The organism is Streptomyces sp. NPDC050988 (genome assembly GCF_044456225.1).
GTDB lineage: Bacteria > Actinomycetota > Actinomycetes > Streptomycetales > Streptomycetaceae > Streptomyces.
This window is the reverse complement of the sequence record NZ_JBITFQ010000002.1, coordinates 245,142-268,964: the sequence shown is the minus strand read 5'-3', so window position 1 is coordinate 268,964 and position 23,823 is coordinate 245,142. Positions and strand designations below refer to the sequence as shown.

At 68.2% G+C, this 23,823-nt stretch carries 19 protein-coding genes and 1 pseudogene; 10 read left to right on the top strand and 10 right to left on the bottom strand.

All coding sequences use genetic code 11. The features are described 5' to 3' along the window. Positions 1 to 299: 299 nt before the first annotated feature. On the bottom strand, positions 300 to 797 hold the full coding sequence (locus ACIBEI_RS06030; protein ID WP_398885517.1) for a peptidylprolyl isomerase: 498 nt from the start codon (positions 795 to 797) through the stop codon (positions 300 to 302). 277 nt (positions 798 to 1,074) lie between these two features. Between ACIBEI_RS06030 and ACIBEI_RS06025 the strand changes: the two genes are divergently transcribed. After that, the gene (locus ACIBEI_RS06025; RefSeq protein WP_398885515.1) at positions 1,075 to 1,917 is read left to right on the top strand and encodes a DUF6461 domain-containing protein; all 843 of its coding nucleotides are present in this window, start codon (positions 1,075 to 1,077) and stop codon (positions 1,915 to 1,917) included. 104 nt (positions 1,918 to 2,021) lie between these two features. Here ACIBEI_RS06025 and ACIBEI_RS06020 read toward each other — a convergent pair whose 3' ends face one another. From ACIBEI_RS06020 to ACIBEI_RS06000, 5 genes and pseudogenes are all read right to left on the bottom strand, one after another. Continuing rightward, positions 2,022 to 2,240, bottom strand: a complete 219-nt coding sequence (locus tag ACIBEI_RS06020; RefSeq protein ID WP_398885513.1) for a transposase — start codon at positions 2,238 to 2,240, stop codon at positions 2,022 to 2,024. Positions 2,241 to 2,301: 61 nt separating this feature from the next. Next, positions 2,302 to 3,051, bottom strand: a pseudogene (locus ACIBEI_RS06015) (IS5 family transposase). Between the two features lie 652 nt (positions 3,052 to 3,703). Next, positions 3,704 to 4,390: a polysaccharide deacetylase family protein gene (locus ACIBEI_RS06010; protein ID WP_398885511.1), complete on the bottom strand. Its 687-nt coding sequence runs from the start codon at positions 4,388 to 4,390 to the stop codon at positions 3,704 to 3,706. Next, positions 4,387 to 5,058, bottom strand: coding sequence for a glycoside hydrolase family 11 protein (locus ACIBEI_RS06005; protein WP_398885509.1), 672 nt, complete (start codon positions 5,056 to 5,058; stop codon positions 4,387 to 4,389). Before ACIBEI_RS06005 ends, ACIBEI_RS06010 begins: the two co-directional genes overlap by 4 nt. A 553-nt stretch (positions 5,059 to 5,611) precedes the next feature. Next, complete coding sequence (locus ACIBEI_RS06000) at positions 5,612 to 6,889, bottom strand: prolyl oligopeptidase family serine peptidase (protein ID WP_398885507.1); 1,278 nt, start codon at positions 6,887 to 6,889, stop codon at positions 5,612 to 5,614. A 1,244-nt stretch (positions 6,890 to 8,133) separates the two neighbouring features. On the opposite strand from ACIBEI_RS06000, the gene ACIBEI_RS05995 reads away from it, so the two are divergent. Beyond that, entirely contained in the window at positions 8,134 to 9,756 is a 1,623-nt protein-coding gene (locus tag ACIBEI_RS05995) for a hypothetical protein (protein ID WP_398885505.1), read from the top strand. A 414-nt stretch (positions 9,757 to 10,170) separates the two neighbouring features. On the opposite strand, the gene ACIBEI_RS05990 is transcribed toward ACIBEI_RS05995, so the two are convergent. The 3 genes from ACIBEI_RS05990 to ACIBEI_RS05980 all read right to left on the bottom strand — a co-directional run bounded on the left by ACIBEI_RS05990 (position 10,171) and on the right by ACIBEI_RS05980 (position 12,901). Beyond that, on the bottom strand, positions 10,171 to 11,385 hold the full coding sequence (locus ACIBEI_RS05990; RefSeq protein ID WP_398885503.1) for an MFS transporter: 1,215 nt from the start codon (positions 11,383 to 11,385) through the stop codon (positions 10,171 to 10,173). A 37-nt stretch (positions 11,386 to 11,422) separates the two neighbouring features. After that, positions 11,423 to 12,418, bottom strand: coding sequence for an LLM class flavin-dependent oxidoreductase (locus tag ACIBEI_RS05985; protein WP_398885501.1), 996 nt, complete (start codon positions 12,416 to 12,418; stop codon positions 11,423 to 11,425). Positions 12,419 to 12,517: 99 nt separating this feature from the next. Next, on the bottom strand, positions 12,518 to 12,901 hold the full coding sequence (locus tag ACIBEI_RS05980; RefSeq protein WP_398885500.1) for an aldehyde dehydrogenase family protein: 384 nt from the start codon (positions 12,899 to 12,901) through the stop codon (positions 12,518 to 12,520). 166 nt (positions 12,902 to 13,067) lie between these two features. Here ACIBEI_RS05980 and ACIBEI_RS05975 point away from each other — a divergent pair, with 166 nt between their 5' ends. The 4 genes from ACIBEI_RS05975 (at position 13,068) to ACIBEI_RS05960 (ending at position 17,349) form a co-directional block, all read left to right on the top strand. After that, positions 13,068 to 13,787, top strand: coding sequence for a GntR family transcriptional regulator (locus ACIBEI_RS05975; RefSeq protein ID WP_398885498.1), 720 nt, complete (start codon positions 13,068 to 13,070; stop codon positions 13,785 to 13,787). Continuing rightward, complete coding sequence (locus tag ACIBEI_RS05970; protein WP_398885496.1) at positions 13,784 to 14,797, top strand: ADP-ribosylglycohydrolase family protein; 1,014 nt, start codon at positions 13,784 to 13,786, stop codon at positions 14,795 to 14,797. Before ACIBEI_RS05975 ends, ACIBEI_RS05970 begins: the two co-directional genes overlap by 4 nt. 117 nt (positions 14,798 to 14,914) lie before the next feature. Then, positions 14,915 to 16,387 (top strand): purine-cytosine permease family protein, encoded by a 1,473-nt coding sequence (locus ACIBEI_RS05965; protein ID WP_398885494.1) that lies wholly within the window; start codon positions 14,915 to 14,917, stop codon positions 16,385 to 16,387. Beyond that, the gene (locus ACIBEI_RS05960) at positions 16,384 to 17,349 is read left to right on the top strand and encodes a PfkB family carbohydrate kinase (protein ID WP_398885492.1); all 966 of its coding nucleotides are present in this window, start codon (positions 16,384 to 16,386) and stop codon (positions 17,347 to 17,349) included. Before ACIBEI_RS05965 ends, ACIBEI_RS05960 begins: the two co-directional genes overlap by 4 nt. Before the next feature lie 75 nt (positions 17,350 to 17,424). On the opposite strand, the gene ACIBEI_RS05955 is transcribed toward ACIBEI_RS05960, so the two are convergent. Further along, positions 17,425 to 21,189, bottom strand: coding sequence for a helix-turn-helix domain-containing protein (locus tag ACIBEI_RS05955; RefSeq protein WP_398885490.1), 3,765 nt, complete (start codon positions 21,187 to 21,189; stop codon positions 17,425 to 17,427). A 348-nt stretch (positions 21,190 to 21,537) separates the two neighbouring features. Here ACIBEI_RS05955 and ACIBEI_RS05950 point away from each other — a divergent pair, with 348 nt between their 5' ends. The 4 genes from ACIBEI_RS05950 (at position 21,538) to ACIBEI_RS05935 (ending at position 23,769) form a co-directional block, all read left to right on the top strand. Next, positions 21,538 to 21,756 (top strand): hypothetical protein, encoded by a 219-nt coding sequence (locus ACIBEI_RS05950; RefSeq protein WP_398885488.1) that lies wholly within the window; start codon positions 21,538 to 21,540, stop codon positions 21,754 to 21,756. A 176-nt stretch (positions 21,757 to 21,932) separates the two neighbouring features. Then, entirely contained in the window at positions 21,933 to 22,205 is a 273-nt protein-coding gene (locus ACIBEI_RS05945; RefSeq protein ID WP_398885486.1) for a hypothetical protein, read from the top strand. 406 nt (positions 22,206 to 22,611) lie between these two features. Further along, entirely contained in the window at positions 22,612 to 22,983 is a 372-nt protein-coding gene (locus ACIBEI_RS05940) for a peptidoglycan-binding protein (protein ID WP_398885484.1), read from the top strand. A gap of 87 nt (positions 22,984 to 23,070) precedes the next feature. Then, positions 23,071 to 23,769 (top strand): hypothetical protein, encoded by a 699-nt coding sequence (locus ACIBEI_RS05935; protein ID WP_398885482.1) that lies wholly within the window; start codon positions 23,071 to 23,073, stop codon positions 23,767 to 23,769. Positions 23,770 to 23,823 lie beyond the last annotated feature (54 nt).

Genomic DNA, 23,823 nt, shown 5'->3' with positions numbered 1-23,823 from the left:
TGGTCCGTGCGGCGCCCCCGTGACCGCCACCACCCCCAATTGCCAGAGCCACGCGCCCTGTCCAAGGCGAGGCGTTGCCCGTCCGGCAGCCACGAGGTGTCGCGGTCCGGCACCCGAACGTCAGGGAATGACCGTTCCCTTGGAGCGCCCTTGACGAGGGATCAGGGCCTCTTGGTGGCTCGGGGGTACGACCCCGTTCCCAGCGGTTCCCGCAAGCTCTGCTGTGGCCCCGGGCAAGCGGGCGGATGTGCGGCCGGACAGCCTGCGTCGGGCCGGCCCCGCCGCCCGGGGCGAAGGCGCTACTTCTCCAGAACGCCCGAGGAAGCGATCTCGATCTTCGCGCGGGTGGCACCGGAACGCGAGCCGAGGGACTCGATCTTCCTCACCAGGTCCTGGCCCTCGACGACTTCGCCGAAGACCACGTGCTTGCCGTCCAGCCAGGGTGTGAGGACCGTGGTGATGAAGAACTGCGAGCCGTTGCTGTTGGGGCCGGAGTTAGCCATGGACAGCAGGAACGGCTTGTCGTGCTTGAGCTTGAAGTTCTCGTCGGCGAACTTCTGGCCGTAGATGCTCTTGCCGCCGGTGCCGTCGCCGCGGGTGAAGTCGCCGCCCTGGAGCATGAAGTCCGGGATGACACGGTGGAAGCCCGAGCCCTCGTATCCGAAGCCGTGCTGGCCGGTGGCCAGCTCGCGGAAGTTCTGTGTCGTCTTGGGGACGACGTCGTCGTACAGCGTGAAGACGATCCGGCCGGCGGCGCTGCCGTCGATGTTGATGTCGAAGAAGACGTTGGTAGACATAGGGGGATCCTGTCATGGCGCCGCGTACTGCACTGGAGCCGCCCTGGTTAGCCAAGGTCGCGGGACCGTCTTCACGGGCGTCCGGTCCGCGAGAACGGCAGCACACGGCACATCCTGGCGGATCCGGGCGGCAACCAGTTCTGCGTTATGGCCCCTGGAAAGCGCCAGTCCCGGGCTCTCGATGAACGCTCGACACGCGTCTCTCTGCCCCCGCGTCTTCGCCGGCGGAACCGGCTTGCACCGGGCGTTGTCAGGGGCATCAGGCACACTGCGCCGTATGAACTTGGTGACCGCGTACGACTACGCCTGGATCCGCACCTCGCCGCTCTTCCGCCATGCGATGGAGAGCGGATACACCCTGACACTGATACGGGGGCGGACCCCGCGCGAGGTGCTGCGCGCGATGCAGGCGGAACCGCGCGGCACCGGGGAGGGAACGGCCGGGCTGATCGAGGCGGATGACGCCCACCGCGCCGAGGTGGACTACGACTACTGGGACGAGTCCTACGTCGCGGGCGCCTTCAGTGCTCCGGGCCAGAACGGCGACTGGACACTGGTCCTCGGCTTCGACGGGGGCCTGGGGATCGCGGGCGCGTGCGTGGAGACGCTGTCGCAGGGCGGCCGGGTCGTGTCGCACTCGACCAACGGCGGCAAGCCCATCCACCTCTTCCACTGGTTCGAAGACGGTGACCTTCGTACGACGTTCGAGGGCCCCTCGTCGCGCGACGGCAACACGCCCGATGAACTGGTCCCCCTGCTGCGGGAAGTCGGCTTCCCCCTGACTCCCGAGGGAGAGCACGACGAGAGCGCCCCGGACGTCGACCGGAAGGCGGCGGTGCTCGCTCTGGCCGAGAGACTCACCGGCATACGCGTCACCGAATCCCTCCTCCAGGACGCGACGTACGAACTGGGACTCGTCCCCGAACAGCCCGCCGAGGAGTGGACCGGCGTGGTCGTCGACATCACCGATGCCCACGGGGAGCGCCTGTACAGGGAATGGACCTACGAGGAGATCGCGACGGCGTCGGACCGCGCACGGGCGGAGGCAAACCCGCCGGCCGTCATTACCCACAACGAGCCGTCGGCCATGGATCGTTCGGAGCACGAGACGGGTGAGTAGCGAGCGGCGCGGTGAAGGGTGCCCCGGCGCGTTCGCCGCCCTCTACAGGGGAACTTGCCGCCACGGTGCTTCTGCGATCATGGTCCCGCAGCCTTCTTGAGACGTCACCAGTTGAGTTCGCCGGCCGCGTGCAGTTCGGCGAGCGGGATACGGTGCAGCTGCTCGAAGACTCCGGCCTTCTGCCGGCGGTCCAGACGTCGCCAACAGGTCTGTTTGGAGCCGAAACCGAGCTCCAGCGGCAGGAGTTGCCAGGCGATGTACTGACACAAGACGTACAGGATGCCCTTGCAGGCACACTCTTCGCGCTCCTGAGGCTGCTCCACAGGTCCTGAGCGTTGCTCCGTGCGGAAGACACGCCACGACTTACTGATCGTTTCAGAATGATCACGAGAGTCGCCGCAGGCAGATGATGGAGCAGGCGATTTCTAGGAGACCCTGGTGAAGGTCCGCCCGGTGCTCGTAGCGGATGCGCAGGCGCTTGAAATGGTGCAGCCAGGCGAACGCTCGCTCCACGACCCAGCGCACTTTGCCGAGTCCGGAGCCGTGAGCAATGCCGCGTCGGGCGATCATCGGCTTGATGCCGCGCTTCCACAGCTGGCGGTGGCACTTGTCAAAGTCATAACCCCCGGTCGGCGTACAGTCGCCGGGGCCGACGGCGTGGCCCCCTCGCAGACCCGGATCAATGGGACCGCATCCACCAGCGGCAGGAGCTGGGTGACGTCGAGTCGGTTGCCGCCGGTGAGCGTGACGGCCACCGGGGTACCGTTGCGGTCGACGATCAGGTGGTGCTTTGAGCCGGGGACGGGCACGGTCGACCGGTGAGGGCCCAACATGTTCCCCCCCTCAGGGCTCGGACGTGTGAGCCGTTGACGGCGCAGTCGTCCAGGTCCAGCAGGCTCGCTCGCCGAAGCTCGGTCAGCAGGGCGGCGTGCAGTCGGGACCGCACTCCGGCCTCGGTCCATCCCGCAGCCTGCGCCATGCCGTGACTCCGGAGCAGCCCACGGTCTCTGCTGGCACGTCGCGCCAGGCAACGCCGGTCCGCAGCACGTACAGCACGCCTGCGAGCGCTATCCGGTCCGGAACGCGCAGACGTCCGGGGTAGCGAAAACGACGCTCGGGAACGGGCGGCAGCAGCGGCGCGACGCGCTACCACAGGGCATCCAGCACAAGATCAGCAGGCACCCGCACAGCCTGCCGATCAAGATCGCCAGACGCAAGATCGCAGACTCGCTGAAGCCATCGATAAGATCGGCCAGTGGCTTTGTTCTGGCAGGATCGACGTACCGCCGATGCCGCTTTCGCCGCAGCTTGCATCGTAATAGGTCACGGCCCCGACGAGCGCCACCAAGAAGCTCGCGGGACAGCCTTCTGGTGGACCACCAGCCTTCCTGCGTGGCCTCACGGGGTGATCGTGTTCTGGCGGCACGGCCGAGACTGGCGGTTCATCCCCCTGGACCGTGATGAGAAACCAGTCCAGGACGGCGCCGAACGACTCCCCTGGCCGGCCGAGCTACCACCGGACGAGGCCGCCCAGCGGGTCGCAGAACTACTCGGAGAAGGACTCCGCCTGACATGAGGCGGCGACCAGTGCAGCAGCCATTCTGAAACGATCAGTTAGCCGTGCGACGCCGCGCTCGACCGGTGCCCGGGCTGCGGACAGCGCGCGGTTGAAGCGGACACGAGGGCGACGGCCGGCGCGAGGCCGGCCGTCGCTGCGGGCATGTCGCCGGGGCGACACCTCATGGGCGGTGCGCAGCGGTCGTACAGGGAACGCCGGACCGATCTGTCAGGGGGCTACGGCGCGGCCGGTCTGCGGGGAGATCCTGCCGGCGCACAGGCCGCGGGCGGTCAGCCCCTGCGCGATACGGGGGAGCGCGGCCCGCGAGTTGGTGGACCAGTCGTGCATGAGGATGATCTGGCCGTTGCCGAGCCGTCCGGCGGCCTGCACGATGGCATCCGTGCCGGCGCCGTTCCAGTCCTGTGAGTCCACGTTCCAGATGATCTCGGTCAGACCGTACCTGGCCCCGACGGCCTTCACCGTCGAGTTCGTCTCGCCGTACGGAGGTCGGAACAGTTTCGGCGTACCGCCGCCCGCGGCCGCGATCGCCTGCTGGGTCCGGGAGATCTCCGAGTCGATCTGTGCCTGGCCGAGCTGGGGCAGGTGCGGGTGGGTGTAGCTGTGGTTGCCGACCCACATACCGGCGTTGACCTGCGCCCGTACCTGGGACGGGTTGGCGGCGGCGTACTGGCCCTGGTTGAACATCGTGGCCCGCAGCCCGTTCTGCGTGAGCGCGTTGAGCAGGGCCGGTGTACTGCCGGACGGGCCGTCGTCGAAGGTGAGCCCGACGTATCCGTTGCAGGCCGCGGCCTGTGCCGGGGCGGCGTTCACGGTGAGAGTGCCCGCGGCGACCAGTGCGACGGCGGCGAGCGTCGTCGTGACGGGCCGTAACGCGAGCGGTGTCCGGGTGCTCATGCCGACACCGTGATGTTGGAGCTGCCGCTGCTCCGGTATCCCTCGGTCGCGAGGATCATGTAGTAGCTGAAGCTGCCGAGGCGCATTCCCGCTCGCGCCCAGGCGTCGAAGTGGTTGCCGGTGGTGATGGTGCCGCCGGTCCTCTTCGACTGCCGGACACTCCAGTACTGGTTGAAGGTCTTCGTGCCTTCGACGGACGGGGCGTTGTAGCGCGTCGTCTGGTAGAGGTCGTACGTGCCGCCGTCGCTGGTGACGGCGCCCTTGTACGTGCCCGTGGGCCGGTAGGTGCCCCAGTTGTCGACGACGTAGTACTCCACGAGCGGGTTGGACGTCCACCCGTAGAGAGTCAGGTAGGCGTTTCCCGACGGGCTGAACGTGCCCGAGTAGGTCACGGCCCTGCGTCCGCCGTTGCTCCAGCCTTTGCCGGCGACGAAGTTCCCGGTGTTCCTCCAGGTGGTGCTGTAGCTGCCGCCGGAGCTGAGGTTCATGGAGACCGTGCCTTGTGCGTCGGTCCAGAACGAGTAGTAGTAGCCGTTGTTGGTGCCGGTCTGGTTCGTGGTGACGACCGTGTCGGCGCGGGCGGTGCTGGGCAGAGCCAGCGCGGTCGCGGCGCCCAGCAGCATGGCGCAGGTCTGCCTGCGGTTTGGCTGCGCAGGTATGAGGTTCATATGCGGGTCTCCTCCGTCTTCCACGGGCGGGGGTTTGGTCCGACAGTGTTGACCTGCACCCGTCAAGCGTCAATAGTTTCGCGCTTGATTACGAAACATTCGTGCGCAACTCGATGTCCACGAAGGTGATAGGGCCTGCTCGTAGGCCTGTTTGGGTTGGCCGATGCGGCCATGGGGATGATGTCTGTTGCTGAAGATCGGATATGCAGGTCGCAGCTTCGAATGTTTCGAAGGGCCCCGGGCCCCTCGACGAAAGCGACCTGTCCCCCGATTGCCGACACGGATCCGCGCACCGAGATCGGCCGGCTCGGTCGGGTCCAGAACTCCATGCTGGGAGCCCTTGTACCGGAGGGAATGGGCCGACCTGCTGTCCATGGCGGCCGACGCCGTCAGTGCGACCGCCGTTCACGGCGAGTCCCGCCCCGTCGACCTCGGCTCGCTGCACACGGCGGCCGATCCCACCGGAGCCGAGGAACTCGACGTCGCGGAGACCGTCGCCGAGGGTCATGGCGGCCGCCTCGAACTCGACACCACCCCAGGCCGTGGTTGCCTGTCAGGGTCGATGCTGGGTGGCCATCCACTGCCAGATGTGCGTTCCGTTGATGCTGGGGTCGTTGCGGGCGACGTAGATCCATGACCAGTGGCCGGCGAACCGGTGGCCGTTCCAGATGACGTGGTCGTAGAGCGTCATCAGTGAGCCCGGGATGAGGTCGTGCGCGTGGACGGTGTTGGCCTGCGGGTCCACGGTGGTGTCGTCACGGGAGGTGACGAGCCAGCTGGGGGTGCTGATCCTTGCCAGCTCGCTGTCTGGGATCAGCGGTGCACCGCCGGGCGGGGAGGACGTGACGACGCCGCAGATCGGCACGGAAGCGGCGAACAGGTTGGGGTAGACAGTGGTCATCTTCATGCTCATGTAGCCGCCGTTGCTGCAGCCGACTACGTAGATCCGATCGTGGTCGATGCGGTTCCTGTGGGTGACGTCGCCGATGATCTCGTGGATGAGGGGCGCAAAGCGGGGGCCGTCCTGCATCCAGGCGGAGGTGCTTTGCGGGGCGAGGACGTAGGCGCCGTCGAAGATGCGCTGTGCCTGGGGGGTGGCGAAGCCCAGTGCGCCGCGGTTGGCTCGTAGCGTGGTCTCGTTGTCGTAGTAGTTGTCGGGTAGTGAGGCGCCCTCACCCCCGCCGTGCAGCCAGACGATCAGCGGGTGCTTGCTCCGTCGGGAGGCGTGGGAGCCGGTGGGTGAGTACAGCCGGTACTTCATTCCCGAGCCGGAGACATGGGAGCTGAACGCGTCGACCTCGGGGTCCGACAGCCGACGGTCCTGCACGAACTTCTTGATGGTGATCGGTCGGTGATCGCGTAAGGCGATCGGGGCCCGCTGGGTGATGGTGTAGGCGAGGTCGAGCATGACGTTGCGGCTCTTGCCCTCGATGTAACCAAGGGTGCTGCCGCCGGTCTGACCCTCGGCATGGCTCAGGTCGAGCACGATGTTGCCGCGGTGGTCGAGCCGGACGGCGGTCACTGCGCGGTCGAGGTCGTACTCGCTGAAAATGGCGTCGTCGTCGGCGATGGGGATCGGGCTGGTGGCTTTGGCGTGCACGGTGAAGGTGGTGGTGGTCAGGCTGGCAGGGTCGATCGGGCCGAGCCGGGCGGTGTTGAGGGTGATCGAGGTGACCTGTTCGCCGCCGTCGAGCACCTGGGCGTTCAGGGTGAATCTCACACCGGTGGTCGCACGGTCGTCGGCATACGCGGTGACGCCGGGCAGGGACAGGCCGGCGGCGGCGCCCGTGCTGACCGTCAGAATGGTGCGACGGCTGATCGGTGTTGCCATGCGGACTCCTCATGTCGTCGGCAGGCTTCATCACGGCTCATTTGCCGAACCCGGTGGTGCGGCCTGAGAGTTGGCGGCCCACCACGTACGCGATCAGGGCGGGCAGTGTCGTGAGCAGGACAGAAGTGAGTATCGTCGGCACGTTACCGGCGTTGCCGCGTGGCGGACAGGCGCTGCTTCGGCTTTTCTCCAGGCCGTGGCAGCCGGCCCTCAGGTCCTGCGGCCCGGCAGTCGTCGAACGCGCTCGACGACCGGTCTGTCGACCACCGCTCCGCCGGCGGCAGTGACGGATTCACCCGCGTCGATGGTCATACGGGCCCATCCCAGCTTCACGTCGGTCGCAGCGAAGCCGTGCCGAACCACGCGGCTGTTGTCCAGTCGCGGTTCTTCTGAGCAGCGGGTGGTGAGGTGGTCTGAGCCGACAACACTCATCGAACCTGAACAGCACGCAAGGAAGCCGACCACACCTGCCCGGCACTCCCTGGACCTGACAAACAAACCCACAGATCGGCACGGAGACGCCGCCTCGGTGACGCTGCAACCGGTGTCCTGGGTGACCGTCAGAGGGAGGGCGCCGATGGAGGCGGGGCCGGTCAACGATCACCAGAACGGTGCTGACCTTGGTTGTCAGCGAGACCCTTATGAGGAACTCCAGGCGTTCACGGCTGGGCCGGAGAGGCGACTGGGCGTGGTCCCGTTCGAACGGGACCGGGGGACAGTGCGGTTGACCGCGGTGGAGGAGGCGAAGACCGCCGAGCAGTTGAGCCGGGCCGCGATGCTCGTCGCGGTGAAGGCGAAGCCGCGTTGACCGAGATCCGGCAATTGCATCAGTGGAACTGGAATGCACCGGTTCCGGTGTCGAAAGCAGCACGGAGACCGCGATTGGGGAGGCGAATTCATTGCGTACCCACCCGTCCAGCAGACCCTCCGGACGGGCGGAGTATAGGTCGTTGAAGTGCACCGAGAGCCCGAAAGCGCCGCTCATCTCCCTCCCTGTCTCCCTCGGCTCCCTCGTCTTTGACGCCCGGTCATTTCGCCCACCACCTTGCGAAAGTCATCGGGCATTCCTACGTCCATCTTCACGCCCTCCACGATCAGGGGGGGGCGGCGACCGTGCAACGACCAACTGAATCCACCACACGCGCCCCACAGTCTCCGTGAGGAGTTTCCCCGCCGCACCACTTCTGTTTGCCAGGTGTGGCTACCTTCGCCGCGCCCGGTCCGGTAACAGGAGAGGCCCATCCATGAGCACCCCGATCCACCGCACCTCGACACGGCAGTCGGCAGTCGTCCTGGCGTCGGCCCAGCAGCGTCGGGAAGGGAGCCGGACCGGGAGCCGGGCCGGGAGTACGTCCGCACGCTCGACGGAGCACGCCCTCCTCGCGATGCAGTCCCGCGCCGGCAACCGGGCCACGACCGCGGCGGTGCAGCGCGCCCGGGACAGCGGCCGAGACACCGCCCGGGTCCCCGCCCGGGACACTGGGAGAGACAGAGCGGCGGAGAACGGCGGCGCGGCCGCCGGAACGAAGAAGAGCTATCGCGACCGGATCGCCGCGCTCCTCGACAGGTTCAAGAAGAACCTCGAACCCATCGACACCTTCATCAAGGGCTTCCAGACCCCCACCAACGCGGCCTTCACCCAGCAGGCCGCCGTCTCGGCCAATGAGGGCCTCAAGCACTCCACCGCCGCCTCGGGGACATCCGCGGCGTCGGGGAACCTCCTCACGGAGGCCGCCGGCACCGTGGTCAGTGGCATGGACGCGTACAAGAACATGAAGGACGCCAAGAAGCACGAGACCGGGGCCAACCACCACACGGCGAAGAAGAAGGCCAAGACCAAGGGGGCCGACGCGGTTGTCGGCGCCGCCAATTCGGGAAGCTACAGCGCCGCCATCGCCAAGGAGGTGACCAAGGTCCAGAAAGCGGCGGACGCTGCGGTGGCGTCCGAGGCGAGCGGTATCGCCAGCGCCTCCATCGGCGCGATCAAAGGCATGCGGTCCGCCTTCCGCGTCGGCGGAGCGGCCCGCAAGTACAAGCAGATCAAGAGCCTGGGAGACCCCCACCTCGTCCACGCGGGGTCACTGGCCCGGCTGAACCAGTCGCGGGAGCAGGCCGGCTGGGCCGCGGCGGAGGCCTACGTCGCACTGGACGCCTACTGGGCCCACGAGGGCCAGGAACGGCTGGAACTCGTCTCCGACGCCATCGACGCCGCCTGGGAGGCGATGGGTGAAGCCCGTGACGCCGCCGAGAGCCTCCAGCGCGCCGAGGAAGACGTGGAAAAGCTGAGCACAGTGCAGGGGTACGCGAGGAAAAAGCAGCTCACCAAGATGGGCAAGGAGACGGTCAGTGGCGGGGGCGAGTCCACCAAGGCCGCCGCCGGCATCGTGACGGCGGTCGCGGCGGGAACAGTCGGGCTGGCGAGCAACCCGGTCGGATGGGGCCTCGCGGGGGCCGGGGCCGGCCTCGTCCTCGGCGTCACCATGTACAAGGCGCTCCGCGCCGCCACCAAGCGCTACGAAGAGGTCCACCACCCCGAGCGCTGGGCGCCGAAGGGCGAGACCCCCGCGGAGGCCGCGTCCCGCAAGGAGTCACTGCAGCATGCCCTGAAGTTCTGGAAGAAGGTCTCGAAGGGCGAACGCCAGGCCATGGCGCGCGAGATCTACGCCCTGGCGGCGGGTCCCGACATCTCCGGGAGCGGCAGCACGACGGCCGAGATGCGGGAGTCAGCCAGATCCCTGCTCATCGCTCTCAAATCCGGCCCCGCCAAGCACAAGCTGGAGCCGGAAGCGTGGGTTGAGACTCTCAACGACCCCGCGAAGACCGGCGATTGGATCCAGGAGATAGCGGAACAGCTGGCCTCGGGGTGACCAGCCTCGTTCCACTGAGCCGTCGACGGGGGTGCCACGAACGACGACCGGTTGCGCAACCGCCCCACTTCCAGCAAGTGTTGGAGCTGTCGGCGCAACACCCTTTTTCCCACCCAAGAGGGCGTTCCGGAGTCACCTGTTCCCCGTCGTCGTGGCCGTCGCCGCCGACCATCTCTTCGCCGGCACGCTCGGATCCAACTGGCGTCTCGCCGACGCCGCCCTGACCGACGACGAGACCGACGAACGCCTCGCCAACTGCGGCTGAACGACAGCGGACTGACCGCCCGAACCCTGGTCGGCCCCGGCGGGAGGCAGCTCTCCGGCGGTGAACTCCGGCGGGTCTAGCTGGGCCGGACCCTGGCCCGCCACCCCCAGGTCCTGATCGTCGACGAACCGAGGAGATGCAACCACCTCTCACAGCTGGGCTGTCGGCTCGGAGGTGAGGGAGGACGCGACGGAGCGCGTGCCGACAGCAGGTGCCAGGATGATCGCCACGGCGGTGAAGGCGAGGACTACGATCATGGCGACGCGAAGGCCGTAGTGATCGCCGAGGAAACCGAGACAGGGCGGCCCGACGAGAAACGCGACGTAGCCGATCATCGCCACGAGGCTGACTCGCGCGGCTGAGTTGGGCCCGGAATCACCGGCCGCCGAGAGAGTGACCGGGAAGCCGAGTGAGGCTCCTAGGCCCCAGAGGAGAACGGCGGCGCCCGCAAGGGCGGCCGAGTCGGCGAAGACGACAACGGCGATTCCGAAGGTCGCGCAGATGGCGCTGGCTCGGACGACGGGGGCGCGGCCGAGGCGGTCGATGAGGAATCCGCCGGCGAAACGGCCGATGGTCATGGCGGTGGCGAAGCCGGTGTAGACGGCTGACCCCAACGGGGGGTCCACGCCGTGGCCGTCGACCATGAGCAGGGGCAGCCAGTCGTTGGCGGAACCCTCGGCCAGTGCCATGGCCAGGATGACACCACCGATCAGCAACAGCCGTGGGTCCTTCCAGACCCGCACTGGGGCCTGTGTGGTGCTTGCGTCGGACTGCGAGCTGTGGTCTCGGGTCTTGCCGACCTCATGGGGAATGGAGCGGAAGGCATAGACGAACATGGCTGCCGTGACGGCGGCCATGGCGGTCAGGTGCCACTGCACCGGGAAGGAGACAGCGGTACACAGGATTCCCAGCGCGGCCCCGACGACGGTTCCCAGGCTGAAGAAGCCGTGCAGCGTGGGCAGTACTGTCCGTCCTGTGCTCTGCTCGACGTCGGCGCCATCGATGTTGATCGCGACCTCTCCACCGCCCATTCCGGCACCGAAGAGGAACAGTCCGGCGGTGGTTACCTGGGCGGAGGAGAGCATGGTCCCGAGGCCGATCACCGCCATGCTGAGGATGATCAGCAGCGTTGCGGCGCCCATGACCGGCCGGGTGCCGAACCTGGCCACGAGCGTTCCGGATCTGAGAATGCCGATCATGGATCCGACTGACAGCCCGAACAGGACGAGGCCCATCTGCGCGGTAGAGACGTCGAGTCGGTCCCGGATGTCGGGTGTCCGGGTCACCCATGACGAAATCGACAGGCCGGGTATGAGGAAGAAGAGGAACAGCGCCGCACGGCGGCGGCGCGTGGCCGGGTCCATCAAGATCTGTGCTCTTTCACGTGTGTCGGTCGACTGTTCACAGGACCGCCGCCAGCGACTCCAGCGACGCCCGGTAGTCGGGACCCACGGGGGTGAGGATCGCACTCGTGACTCCCGCGTCGAACAAGTCCGCCAAACTGGACCGTGCCTGTTCCGGCGTGCCCGCCACGGCGAGCTGTCGTACCCATTCGTCCGGCAGGGCGCGGGCGAACTCCTCCGCGCTGTCACACCGTGAGCGCAGGGCGACGAGGTCGTCGTAGAAGGGAAGCGGGGCGATGTGGGGCTGCCAGTCCGGTTCTCCGACCACTGCGAGGGCGGGACGGGCGGCTGCCAGTGCGGCGGCGGGATCGTCGTCGATCGCCGCGATGTTGTACGCGACCAGACGGTGGGGGCGGGTGGGCGCGATGTGCTTGAGGGCTTCTGTCACGTAGGCCGGTGTCACCGGTTCAGCGAGGAGAGTGCCGTCGGCCACGTCACCCGACACGGACAGGGACTTGGGACCGCGCACACCCGCCAGGACGGCGGGGGCCGCAGCCGGGGTCGAGCTCTCATGCAGTCGTACTCCGTCGATGTGCACGTACTTCCCGTGCTGATCCACGAGTTGGCCGCTCAGCAGCGACTTCAGGACGGTGATGTACTCGGCCAGGAGGGTCAGGGGGCTCTTCGGCCATGCGCCGACGCTCCGCATCCAGGACGGCATGCCGTGGCCGACGGCGATGTCGAGGCGATCGGGATGCAGTTGGGCGAGGCTCGCGATCTCCATCGAGGTGAAGGCCACATTGCGGGCGGCGGCCGGCAGGAGTCCGACGCCGACCCGGATCCGCGTGGTGGAGGCGAGGACGGTGGCCGCCTGTACGAGTCCTGCTCGGTAGCCGAGGTCCTCGACCACCCACAACTCGTCGAAGCCGTGTTCCTCCGCACGCCGGGCGAAGGGGATGATGTCCCGCGTCGGGGTGTCGCGGGGCAGGAGAACGCCGATGGTGCCGTCCCGTGTCGTCATGGTGATCTCGACCTCCGCAGGTTCACGCCGCATGGCGGCTGGGTGGTTCGTCGCGCGCCGGTCGGCCCTGGCTACGAGCCTTCGACGTCTGAATCCCGGTCTGGACACGGCAGTGAGGATGCGTGCTCGGCGTCAGGTCCATTGACCGCGACGGTACCGGCCCGGACACCGCGGGCCGGCGTGAGGGCCCGGTCGATGCCGTGGGACCAGACGGTGGCGGCCGGCCCGCAATCGGTGTCGTCGGCTACGGCGAGCGGCGAGTGCTTTTTCGTCGGCGTCGAACGCAGGCACCGTGACGACCGGGCCGAAAGCCTCCTCCCGTGCCACGGCCATGGCGGGGGAGACGTTGTCGATGACGGCGCGCGCGACGAACCAGCCGCCGGAGTCCTGGTGCAGTTCTGGCCGGCATTGCGGAACGCGGCCTCGGCGAGATCGGCCGCCACGATCTGAGGGCTTTGCCTCACATCCGAGGACGATGTTCTTCGGGTTGCTGTCGGCCGCGTAGTGGAGGAACACCTTCCCGACCTCCGTCGAACCGGCGGAGGAGAGCACGCCGACGCCACGGTGCAGGAACTGCGCAACCGCCGATGGGCTGCCTGCCCCGGCCCCGAGTGCGGGAGATCCGGCTCAACTTTTTGGACAGGTGTAGACAGGTCCGGAGATCGGCGTCTACGTTCTAGACATGCCTGGACAGGTTTACAAGCATCATCGTGTCGCTCATGTGCTGGCGGAGGAGATCCGTGCGGGCGTGCATGCCGACGGCAGCAAGCTCCCCGGCGAGCACGCACTGCGAGAGCGGTTCGGGGTGAGCCGGACGACGGTACGGCAGGCCCTCGGTGTCCTCGGCGAGCAGGGGCTCATCGAGACGCATGCCGGCATCGGGTCGATCGTCACCTTCGACGGCGCTCCCCTCGACCAACAACTCGGCTGGACCCGTGCACTCGCCGCGCAGGGCACCGAACTGACAACCGAGACCCTGCGTTTCGAGCGGATACGGGACGATGCTCTCGCCGACGAACTGGGCCTGGGGTCAACTGAGTTCATCGCCCTCGACCGTGTCCGTCGGCTGGCCGACGGACACGGCGTCTCGCTCGAGTTCAGCCGCGTGCCCGCTGTCGGGAGCCTCGCCGACCTGCCCGAACGCGGACTGGACGACGGCTCCCTGAGCCGCACCCTCGCGGCGGCGGGCCGCGTCCCCGACTCCGGTGAGGCGCACATCGCCGTCGCCGGACTCGACACGGACCAGGCCGCGATCCTGCACCGCTCGCCCGGCGAGTCCTTCCTCCGCGTCTCCCAGGTGTTCCGGGGCGCGGACGGGGACGTCGTCGAAAAGGTCACCAGCCTGCTCGATCCGTCCCGGTTCCAACTGCACGTACGAACCGGCCGAGGAGCCCAACTGTGACGTCCACACCCGACCCCGCCCTGCTCGATCGCGCCCTCGGCGCCTTTTACGGGCTTGCGCTGGGCGACGCCCTCGGGATGCCGACGCAGGTCATGTCCCGCGCCGATGTCGTGCGGGTCTACGGCACGCTGAGCGGCTTCGAGCCCGCGCGGTCCGACAACCCGGTGAGCGCCGGGATGCCTGCCGGATCCGTCACGGACGACACCGACCAGGCGGTGATCGTGGCTCGGCTCCTGGTCGAGGGCGACGGACATGTCGATCCCCGGCGGTTCGCCGAGGAACTCCTGTCCTGGGAGAAGGAGATGAAGGCCAAGGGGTCGTTCGACCTGCTCGGCCCGTCGACGAAAGCGGCCCTGGACGCGGTGACGCGCGGCGTCGACCTCAAGGAGGCAGGCAAGCACGGCACGACGAACGGCGCCGCGATGCGGGTGACGCCGGTCGGCATCGCGTTCGACACCGCCGACACGGAACGCTTCCTGGACCGGGTCGTCGAGTCCTGCCAGGTCACGCATGACACGACCGTCGGGATCGCGGGAGCGTCGGCCGTCGCCGCGGCCGTCTCCACCGGCATTGCCGGTGGTTCGCTCGACGATGCCTTCGAGGCCGCGATCACGATGTCGGCGGCCGGCGCCCGGCGCGGGCACTGGACCGCGGGCGCCAGCATCTCGGCGTGTATCGCCTGGGCACGCGAACTGGTGGACGGCCTGGACACAGCAGTGGCGCTCGACCGGATCGATGCGCTCATCGGCACCAGCGTCGCCAGCCAGGAGTCGGTCCCGGCCGCGTTCGCGGTACTGGCCCTCACCGACGGCGATCCGTGGCGCTCCGCACTGCTGGCCGCGAATCTCGGCGGTGACAGCGACACCATCGCTGCCGTCGCGGGTGGGATCGCGGGGGCCGTGGCGGGGTTCGGCGCCCTGCCCGGCGACGCCGTACGCACCCTGCAAGAGGTCAACGATCTCGAACTGGAGGTCCTGACCCGGCAGTTGCTCACCTACCGCACCCGCTGAACCCTTCCCCCTGCTGAACCCTTCCCCCTGCTGAACCCTTCCCCCTGCTGAACCCTTCCCCTGCTGAACCCTTCCCCCTTTTCCCTCTGTACCGAGCACAGGCAAGGAGGTCCCGCGATGGCTGCTTCAACGAAGAACGACCGCGTCGGCACCGTGGAGACCCGTGGGATCGAGCCGGTCCCCGACAGCGAGCGGCACGGTCACGCGAGCCAGATGTTCTGGACGTGGTTCGCCGCCAACATCTCAATCCTGGGTCTGCCGCTCGGCGCGACCCTCGTCGCCTTCCGCGGCTTGAACATCTGGCAGGCCGTCCTCGTCGCGGTCGGCGGTTCGGTGGGCTCGTTCGCGCTGGTGGGCGCGTTGAGCATCGCGGGCAAGAAGGGCGGGGCACCGGCCCTGACGCTGTCACGTGCGGTGTTCGGGCAGCGCGGCAACCACGGGCCGACCCTGGTGACCTGGCTGAGCCGGGTCGGCTGGGAGACGATCACCACGACCACAGCGGCGTACGCGCTGCTCGCCCTGCTCAACACGGTCTTCGGGGCCGGCCGGGGCACCGTCCTCACACTGCTCTGCCTGCTGGTCTTCATCGCCTGCACGCTGATGATCAGCGGGCTCGGGCACGCCACCATCATGTGGATCAACAAGTGGGCGACCGTGGTCTTCGGAGTCCTGAACCTCGTGGTGATGGGCTTCCTTGTGGCGACCGTCGACTGGTCGAAGGTGCTCGAACACCCGGCCGGCCCGGTCAGCGGCGTCATCGCAGGCATCGGCTTCATAGCGGCCGGCACCGGCATCGGATGGGCCAACGCCGGTGCGGACTACGCCCGTTACCTGCCGAGGGCGGTCCCGGGCATGCGGCTCGTGCGCGCCTCGGCGTTCGGGGCCGGCATTCCCCTCGTGCTGCTGATCTCCCTGGGCTCGCTCCTCACGGCCGGTGATCCGACGCTCGCCACCTCCGCCGATCCGGTCGCGGCGATCAACGCGATGCTGCCCTCCTGGATGGCGGTTCCGTATCTCATCGCGGCGTTCGGCGGACTGCTGATGTCCAATCACCTCTCCACCTACTCGGCCGGATTGACGATGATCACGCTCGGCATTCGTGTGCCGCGTGCCTGGGCGGTCGTGCTGGATGTCGTCCTGATGTTCCTCGGTGGCATCTACTTCATGCTCGTCGCGGACGACTTCTACGGCCCGTTCAGCACCTTCCTGACTCTGCTCGCCGTGCCGATCTCCGCCTGGATCGGTGTCATCGCCGTCGACATGCTCCGAGGCCGTCACTACGACCCCGCCGGTCTGATGGACACGGGACGCGGCAGCCGCTACTGGTACACCGGCGGCTTCCATCTGCCCGCCGTCATCGCGTGGCTGGCCGCGATCGCGGCCGGGCTGCTCTTCACCAAGGCCGCGACCGGCGCGGACGATGTGTGGTTCGCCGGGCCGTTGGCCGATTCCTGGCTCGGTACGAACGGCCTGGGGTGGCTCATCGCGATCGTCACAGCCGGCGCGACATACGCGCTGCTGGGACGGCGTTCACCGGTGACCGCCGACTCCGCCGCCGGTTCTGCCACGCTTGAGGAGGCCACCCGATGAACAGCGACTACCGAGTCGTCCTCGCGGGGAACGTCATCGTCGACCTGGTCATCGATGTGCCCGCTCTGCCCGAGCGCGGTGGCGACGTCATCGGAACCCGCACCGAGCTGTACGCGGGTGGAGGCTTCAACACACTCACCGCGGCCCGTCGGCTGGGTGCCGAAGCCGTGTACGCCGGGCTCCATGGCACCGGCCCCTATGGGGAGTTGGTTCGTGCCTCCCTCGCCGCTGAGGGCATCGGGCTGGTACTTCCGGAGCGCTCCGACGGCGACACCGGGTTCTGCGTGGCTCTGGTCGACGGAGGAGGCGAGAGGACCTTTGTCACGAGCTTCGGGGTCGACGCACGTATGACATCCGACGAGGCGGAGACGATCGCCGCGTCCGTGCGCGGCGGCGACCTGGTGCAGGTGTCCGGCTACAGCCTGGTGATGCGGGTGAACGGCCCTCTGCTGTCGCGCATGGTCGCAAGCCTCGCGGAAGACGTACGGGTCTGCCTGGACCCCGGGCCGCTTGTGGCGGACATCCCGGCCGAGGTACTGGACCCGGTACTGGCCCGGACCGACTGGTTGAGCTGCAATGCGCGGGAGGCCCAGCTGATGACGGGGATGGCGGAGCCGGGGGAAGCCGCGCATGTGCTGCGCGGGCGCCTCCGGAGCGGGGCCGGGGTCGTCGTACGGGCCGACAAGGACGGATGCCGGCTGGCGGCACCGGGCTCTCCTGACATCGTCCATGTCCCCGGGTTTCCCGTGAACGCGGTCGACAGCAATGGGGCCGGCGACGCACATGTTGGCGCGTTCCTGGCACTGCTGGGTCGCGGAGCATCCGCCTACGACGCGGCGCGCGGGGCGAACGCGGCGGCGGCTCTGGCGGTGACACGTCGAGGTCCCGCGACCGCGCCGACCACGGACGAACTGGCTGCGCTGCTGGGCGAGGAGAGATCGAGAACGTTGGGACTGAACTGACGGTCCCGGGCCTTGACCTGAGTCGGGACAGGGCATGCCCCGCGCATCACAGGACGCTGCCGTTTCTGGCCTTGCTCAGCCTGGGCAGGTGGCGCGGGCTGTCTGGTCCGGCAGGTACATCGAGCGTTCCTGTGGGGTGAGGTTGCGGCCTATGGCGTGGCAGATCTTGCGGATCGCCGCGGTAGGAGCCGACAGCGCCACGTTCCACCGTCGTACGGTCTGATCCGTGCCGGCGGTGATCAGGGTCCGGCTGTCCGGGCTGAATGTCACTGACAGCACGGTGTCGGTGTGTCCGGAAAGCGTGGTCAGACTGCCGCCGGTGTCCGCGTTCCAAAGCCGCACCGTGTGATCGTTGCCGCCGACGGTGGCGAGGGTGCGCCCGTCCGGACTGAACGCCATTGAGGACACGGTGTTCCTGGCCGAACTGCCGTGGCTGCGGCCTGAGGCGATGTCCCAGAACCGCAGCGCCCGATCATCACCTGCGGTGGCGAGAGTGCGGCCGTCGGGGCTGAACGCCACTGAGGTGACCTGGGCGGTGTGCCCGGTCAGGCTGCGGCGCAGGCGGCCGGTGGCCGTGTCCAGCAAACGCACCGTGCGACCACGGCTGTTGGCGGCGAGAGTGCGGCCATCAGGGCTGAACGCCATTGAGGTCACATCAGTCTCGCTCTGAAGAGACGGGGTTGTACGGCGGTGGCCGGTTGCTGCGTCCCACAGTTCCACGCCGTTGTTGAGGCTGCTGGTGGCGAGGGTACGGCCGTCCGCACTGAACGCCATCGAGTCGGCCAGGTCGGTATGGCCCAGCAGGCGTATGCGCAGGTGGCCGGTTGCTGCGTCCCACAGTTCCACGCCGTTGTTGAGGCTGCTGGTGGCGAGGGCGCGGCCGTCCGAGCTGAACGTCATCGAGAGGACAGAAGCGGTATGTCCTGGCAGTCGCGTGCGCAGGCGCCCGGTGACGGTGTCCCACAGCTGCACTGGGTGGACACCAGTGAAGCTGCTGGTGGCCAGAGTGCGGCCGTCCGGACTGAATGTCATGGCGTCCGCCTCCTTGGAGTGTCCGGAGAGGACAGTCCGGGACTGGCCGACTGTCGTGTCCCACAGCCGCGCCGTGCGATCACTGCCCGCGGTGGCGAGGGTGTCGCCGTCGGGGCCGAACGCCACTGAGGTGACCCGGGCGGTGTGCCCGGTCAGACTGCGGCGCAGGCGACCCGTGTCCGCATCCCACAATCGGACCGTGCGATCGGGCCAGGCGGTGGCGAGGGTACGGCCGTCCGCGCTGAACGCCATGGAGAGGACGGAAGCGGCATCTTCGGCCAGGTTGCGGCGCAGGCGGCCTGTGCCGGGGTCCCACAACCGCACTGTTCCACTCTTGTCGGAGCTGCTCGCGGCGAGAGTGTGGCCGTCGGGACTGAATACCACCGAGGTGACCTGGGCCGTGTGCCCTTCGAGGGTGCGGCGCAGGCGGCCGGTGCCCGTGTCCCACAGTCGCACGATGCCGCGCCTGGCACCGGTGGCCAGGGTACGGCCGTCGCCGCTGAACGCCATCGAGGAAGTCGGCCCGGGCTGCCCGGGAGCCAGCGATTGAGCGAATTCAAGAAGAGTCCTGTGTAGTCGGCCGGTGCCTGTGTCCCACAGCCGCACCGCTCCGCCCCGGCCGGCGGTGGCCAGGCTGCGGCCGTCCGGGCTGAACGTCACCACGTCGAACGGCACAATCTGTCCGGTGTCGGCCGCGTCAGGGTCTGCCAGGAGCGTTTCGCGCAGACGGCCGGTGCTCCTGTCCCACAGCCGCAGGGTGCGATCCCGGCCGGCGGTGGCCAGGACGCGCCCGTCCCGGCTGAACGCCACCGCGTCGACCCGGGCGTCGTCTGCGGGGAGGCTGTCGCGGAGCCGGCCTGTGCCGGTGTCCCACAGGCGGACCGTGCCGTTCCCGTCGGCGGTGGCCAGGGTGCGGCCGTCCGGACTGAATGCCACCGAGGACACGGTGCCGGAATGTCCGGTGAGCCGGTACCTCACAGGCACGGCGGCGGCAGCGGAGAGGCTCTCCACCGCTTGGGCGGTCGGCCTGGTCCGGAAGGCCTGGACGGCCAGCAGCGCGGCGAGGTCGGAGTCCTGGCCGGGCAGTGCTGCGGATTGCGCGGCCAGCTGCCGGGACAGGGCGACCTTCTGTGCGGTGTCGGCTGCTTGTCGCTGCTGGTTGCTGATCCGGTTCTGGCTCCACGCGACCACGCTCGCGGTCACAGCGAGGACGAGGAGAGCGGAGAGGGTGACGGCCAGTGCCCGCAGGCGGCGGGTGGTACGGGTTGCCGCGTGTTCTTCCGCATCGCGTGCGGACAGGCTGGCCGTGAGAAAGCTGTGCTCGAGGTCGGTCAGGTCTGTGATGCGTTCCGGGCTGCTGAAAAGGTCTTGGACTGCGGCCAGTCGGCTGCCCCGGTACAACGAGCCCGCCTCGCGGCCCAGTTCCTGCCAGGCCTGCGCCGCCTCGGTCAGTTTCCGGTGTGTGCGCAGGAGTTCGCGATCCTCCTCGATCCATCGGCGCAGCCGCGGCCAGGCGGTGATGAGGGCCTCGTGCGCGATCTCGACGGTGGCGTTGTCAAGGGTGAGCAGACGCGCGCGGGTGAGAGCCTCCAGCACCTGGTCCGCTTGCGGATGCGCGGGAGTTTCCAGTTCGCAGCGATCCGCGGGCCTGCGGGTGTCAGGGGTGCCGTCGCCGGGGGTGATCAGCCGCAGCAGCACGCGCCGTACCGTGCGTGCCTGGCTGTCGGTGAACTGGCTGTAGACCTCCTCGGCAGTCTTGGCGACCGCACCGTCCAGGGCACCGGCCGCCTCGAAGCCGGCCAAGGTCAGCGTCTTGCCCCGGCGTCGACGCCAGGTCTCCAGCAGCACGTGCGACAGCAGGGGCAGCCCGCCCGGCGCATCCGCGACGTCGCCGACGAGGCGGGCGGTCAGGGAACGTTCGACGGTCAGTCCGGCGGCGGCCGCCGGCTTGACGATGGCCTCGCGCAGTTCCGCCGCGTTCATCGGACCGGCCATCAGATTGGCGTCGCGCAGCGCGTCGGCCAGTTCGCTGTGCTCGGCGCAGCGGCTGTAGAAGTCGGAGCGGACCGCCAGCAGAACCCGTAATCGGCTCTCGGGCCGTCGGGCGGCCAGGAGCAGCTCGATGAAGCGGGACCGCTCGACCGTGTCATGGCAGAGGGTGAAGGCCTCCTCGAACTGGTCGACGATCACGAAGACGTCCGCCCCGGTGTTCGCGGTGACCGGGACGCCTGGGGTGAGGAGGTGGGCGTGGGTACGTGCCGGCCGGTCGCCGGGGGTCAGGATCCGGATCGCGGCAGCACGCGGCGCCGCCTCCTGGGAGTGCTGGAGGGCGGGGATCACCCCGGCTCGCAGCAAGGAGGACTTACCGCTGCCGGACGGCCCGAAGACCGCGGCGAATCGCCGGCGGCGCAACAGGTCCAGTAGGTCGGCGGTGAGACGGTCACGGCCGAAGAACCGGTCGCGGTCCCCGGTCTCGAACCGCGTCAGACCGCGGTACGGCGGTTCCACATCATCCGCGTCACCTTCCGGGTCAGCGTCGGCCGCCTCCTCCACGGCCTGATGCCAGCGCGCCTCCCACTGCGCGGTATCGCCCCCGCACGCCGCCGCGTACGCCAGAGCCACTGGCAGCGTGGGCAACTGTTGACCGGCCGCCGCCTGCGACAACGTCGGCACCGAGTAGCCGGCCCGCTGGGCCAGCACCCGGTAGGTGACGCCACCCGCCTCGGCCCGCAGCTTGCGCAACTCGAACGCGAACCGCTGCACCGGGCCCGCCCCCGGATCCACCGGCACCTCACGACGCCCCGCCACGATCTCGCCCCTCCCATCGCCCCGGCACCGGACCGGACGGCCAACCTACGTACCTCACCACCCCCTGGAAAGAACCCGACCGGCCATTGTTAGGCCGCCCGAACAGGGCTGCCCAACAATCCTGCGGGCCGCTGAACTTGGTGATGCGAGCAGCACGGGGGACCGCTCGCAGAGGGAACGCCCTGCCGGTTGCCGTCAACCGGCAGGGCGTGACCAGGGGGGGCGAGCCGCTCCTTTGGACCGGCCCTTGAAGCTTCGTACGTTCGCCACCCCGGGCCAAGGCCGCGCCTCGCGATATGCCACGACCTGGCTCGGACGGCCAATCAACGACATCACCAAGGAGAGCAGATGCGTTTGCGTAAGCGTACGGTCGCCGCCGTCTTCCTGATCGCGGCGGCATTGAGCGCCCTCGGCCAGCCCGCGCTGGCCGCCCCCATGCCGTGGGACTCGCACACGTCCCCTTCGGGTTCGCAGGCCAGTGAGTCCGGCCATTGGGGACAGGCCGGCTACCACGACAACGGGCAGCACGACAACGGATTTCACGACAGTGGCTACCACGACAGTTGATCGGACGCGCGGGGCATCTCTGCCGATTCCTTGATGTGTGGACCTCACACGCGAGGAGCCCCCTGGTCTCACCGGCCCTGAGACGGCGATGTCTCTGTTCGGCATGTCCATGTGTCGGCGAGCCATCGTCGTACGGCAAATGGTTGTTGCTGGCTCAATCGATCGAGGAGAGAAGCATGCGGATACGTCGTGTCGTGGCCTGCTTGGCCGCAGTCGCGTTGGGGGCGGGGATTCCCGCCACGGCGGCGTCAGCGGCGTCGGAATCGATGGAAGGCGGAACGGCGGCCGCACACGTCGCCGACTGGTGGGGGAAAAGCTCCTACTACTCAACCGAACCGGTGTGCAGTGACCGCAAGGAGGCCATGGCCCGACAGAACTTCACGGTTCGGCCGTCAAAGCCTGGCTGTTACAAGAATGGGGTTGGGTGGTACTTCGAGTTCCTGATCTGACCGCGGATGCACGCACGCCACGATGGAGTGGACCCTCTGGGAGACGCCGTCGTGGCGCTGCCCGGTGGGGCGACGGCGGCAGGCGAAGCGTTGGGCCCGTGCAGCGCCGACACGGGATTGATGGCTGTGGCCGGTACCGCCGCGGTGGCAGTCGGAGAGCGGGGTTCCTGCTCCTCACAGTGCTGCCGTGAGGCGGCACAGACACAGCACAAGCTGAGCAGCTTTGGATAAGTCTTCGCTCGCCTTGTTCCCTAGCATGAGTGACATGTGCAACGCCATCACGGACCCAACAGGATCGCGTACGTGACGAGAGCGAGCACAGCCCATCAGGGTCTTCACATCGCCTACTGCGTTGACCGACCCGTGCAGCGGACCAACTGTCGGGAACCAAGAGGGGGATACTTCAATGACGATCCGTCACCGAATAGCGGCCCTGGTCGCCACCGGCGCGATGGCGGGCAGCATCCTTGCCGTCGTGCCCTCCGCCGCCCAGGCCGCACCGCCTACGCCGACGACCGGGCGGTCCGAGGTGGGGATCCAGCTCTACTGCGACTACTACGACGGAAGCGCGACTGTACGGCGCGGCAGCAAGGGAAACGCGGTACGTGAAGTGCAGTGCATCCTCAACTATTGGCAGGGCCGCCAGATTCTGATCGTCGACGGCGACTTCGGCTCGAATACGGAGCACTGGGTGAAGGAATTTCAGAGGGCATGGCAAATCGAGGACGACGGCATCGTCGGCCGGGACACCTGGAACTTCCTGCGAGACGGCGTCTGAGCCTGTCTCCGATGGAGCGACCGTGCAGGTTCGCCGGGCCGGCCACAACGCCGAGGCACGGCCTGGCCGAGGTGCAACCTTCTGAATGTGCTGACCGACACCGGCGCAACGTCAGGACAGCTGCGCCAGAACCCGCAATTCGCCTACACGGCCGGCGGGATGAGACTCGTCGGTCCTGTTCAGGCCAACCAAAGGAGAAATTCCGTGAGATCCAGGTTAGTTGTTCTTCTTGGCGCAGGAATGACGACGCTCCTTGCCGCCGTCACCGGGACTGCCGGGGTGAACGCCGCGGCCGATGATCGGGCGGCGTTCGTCGCGGAGTCCCGCGCGGCGGGTCTGAGTGCCGAGCAGGCCGTCGGCCTGCAGAACAAGGTGGACGCCTACCTGGCGAAGCTGGCCGAAAACGCCACCCAGGTGGCGCCCAATCGGATCGACCTCGACGGCGCGATGCTGAACGTCACCGTGCCTGGCGAGAAGCAGCCGCGTCCGCTGGGAGAGGTGACCACGAACGAGTACAACTCTCCCTATTGCATCGGCAGAGCGGACTACCTCTTCTTCTGCGCCTACCAGTACGAGGACTTCCGCGGAGACAACATCGGCATGTATCGGTGTGACTACTACGTCATCCCCTGGTACACCCGCGGCTCGTGGGAGAACAGCCAGACCGCAGGCACTCGACCCAGGACGTACTTCTTGAACGGGTCGAGCTGGCTGATGCCGCCCGCCCACAGTGAACAGGCCAGGAACGTGGACTGGGCGCCGGTCTTGCGTATCCGCAACTGCTGACCAGCCATCCAGCACTACAACGGCGTGGAACGAACACCATGAGGAACCACATCT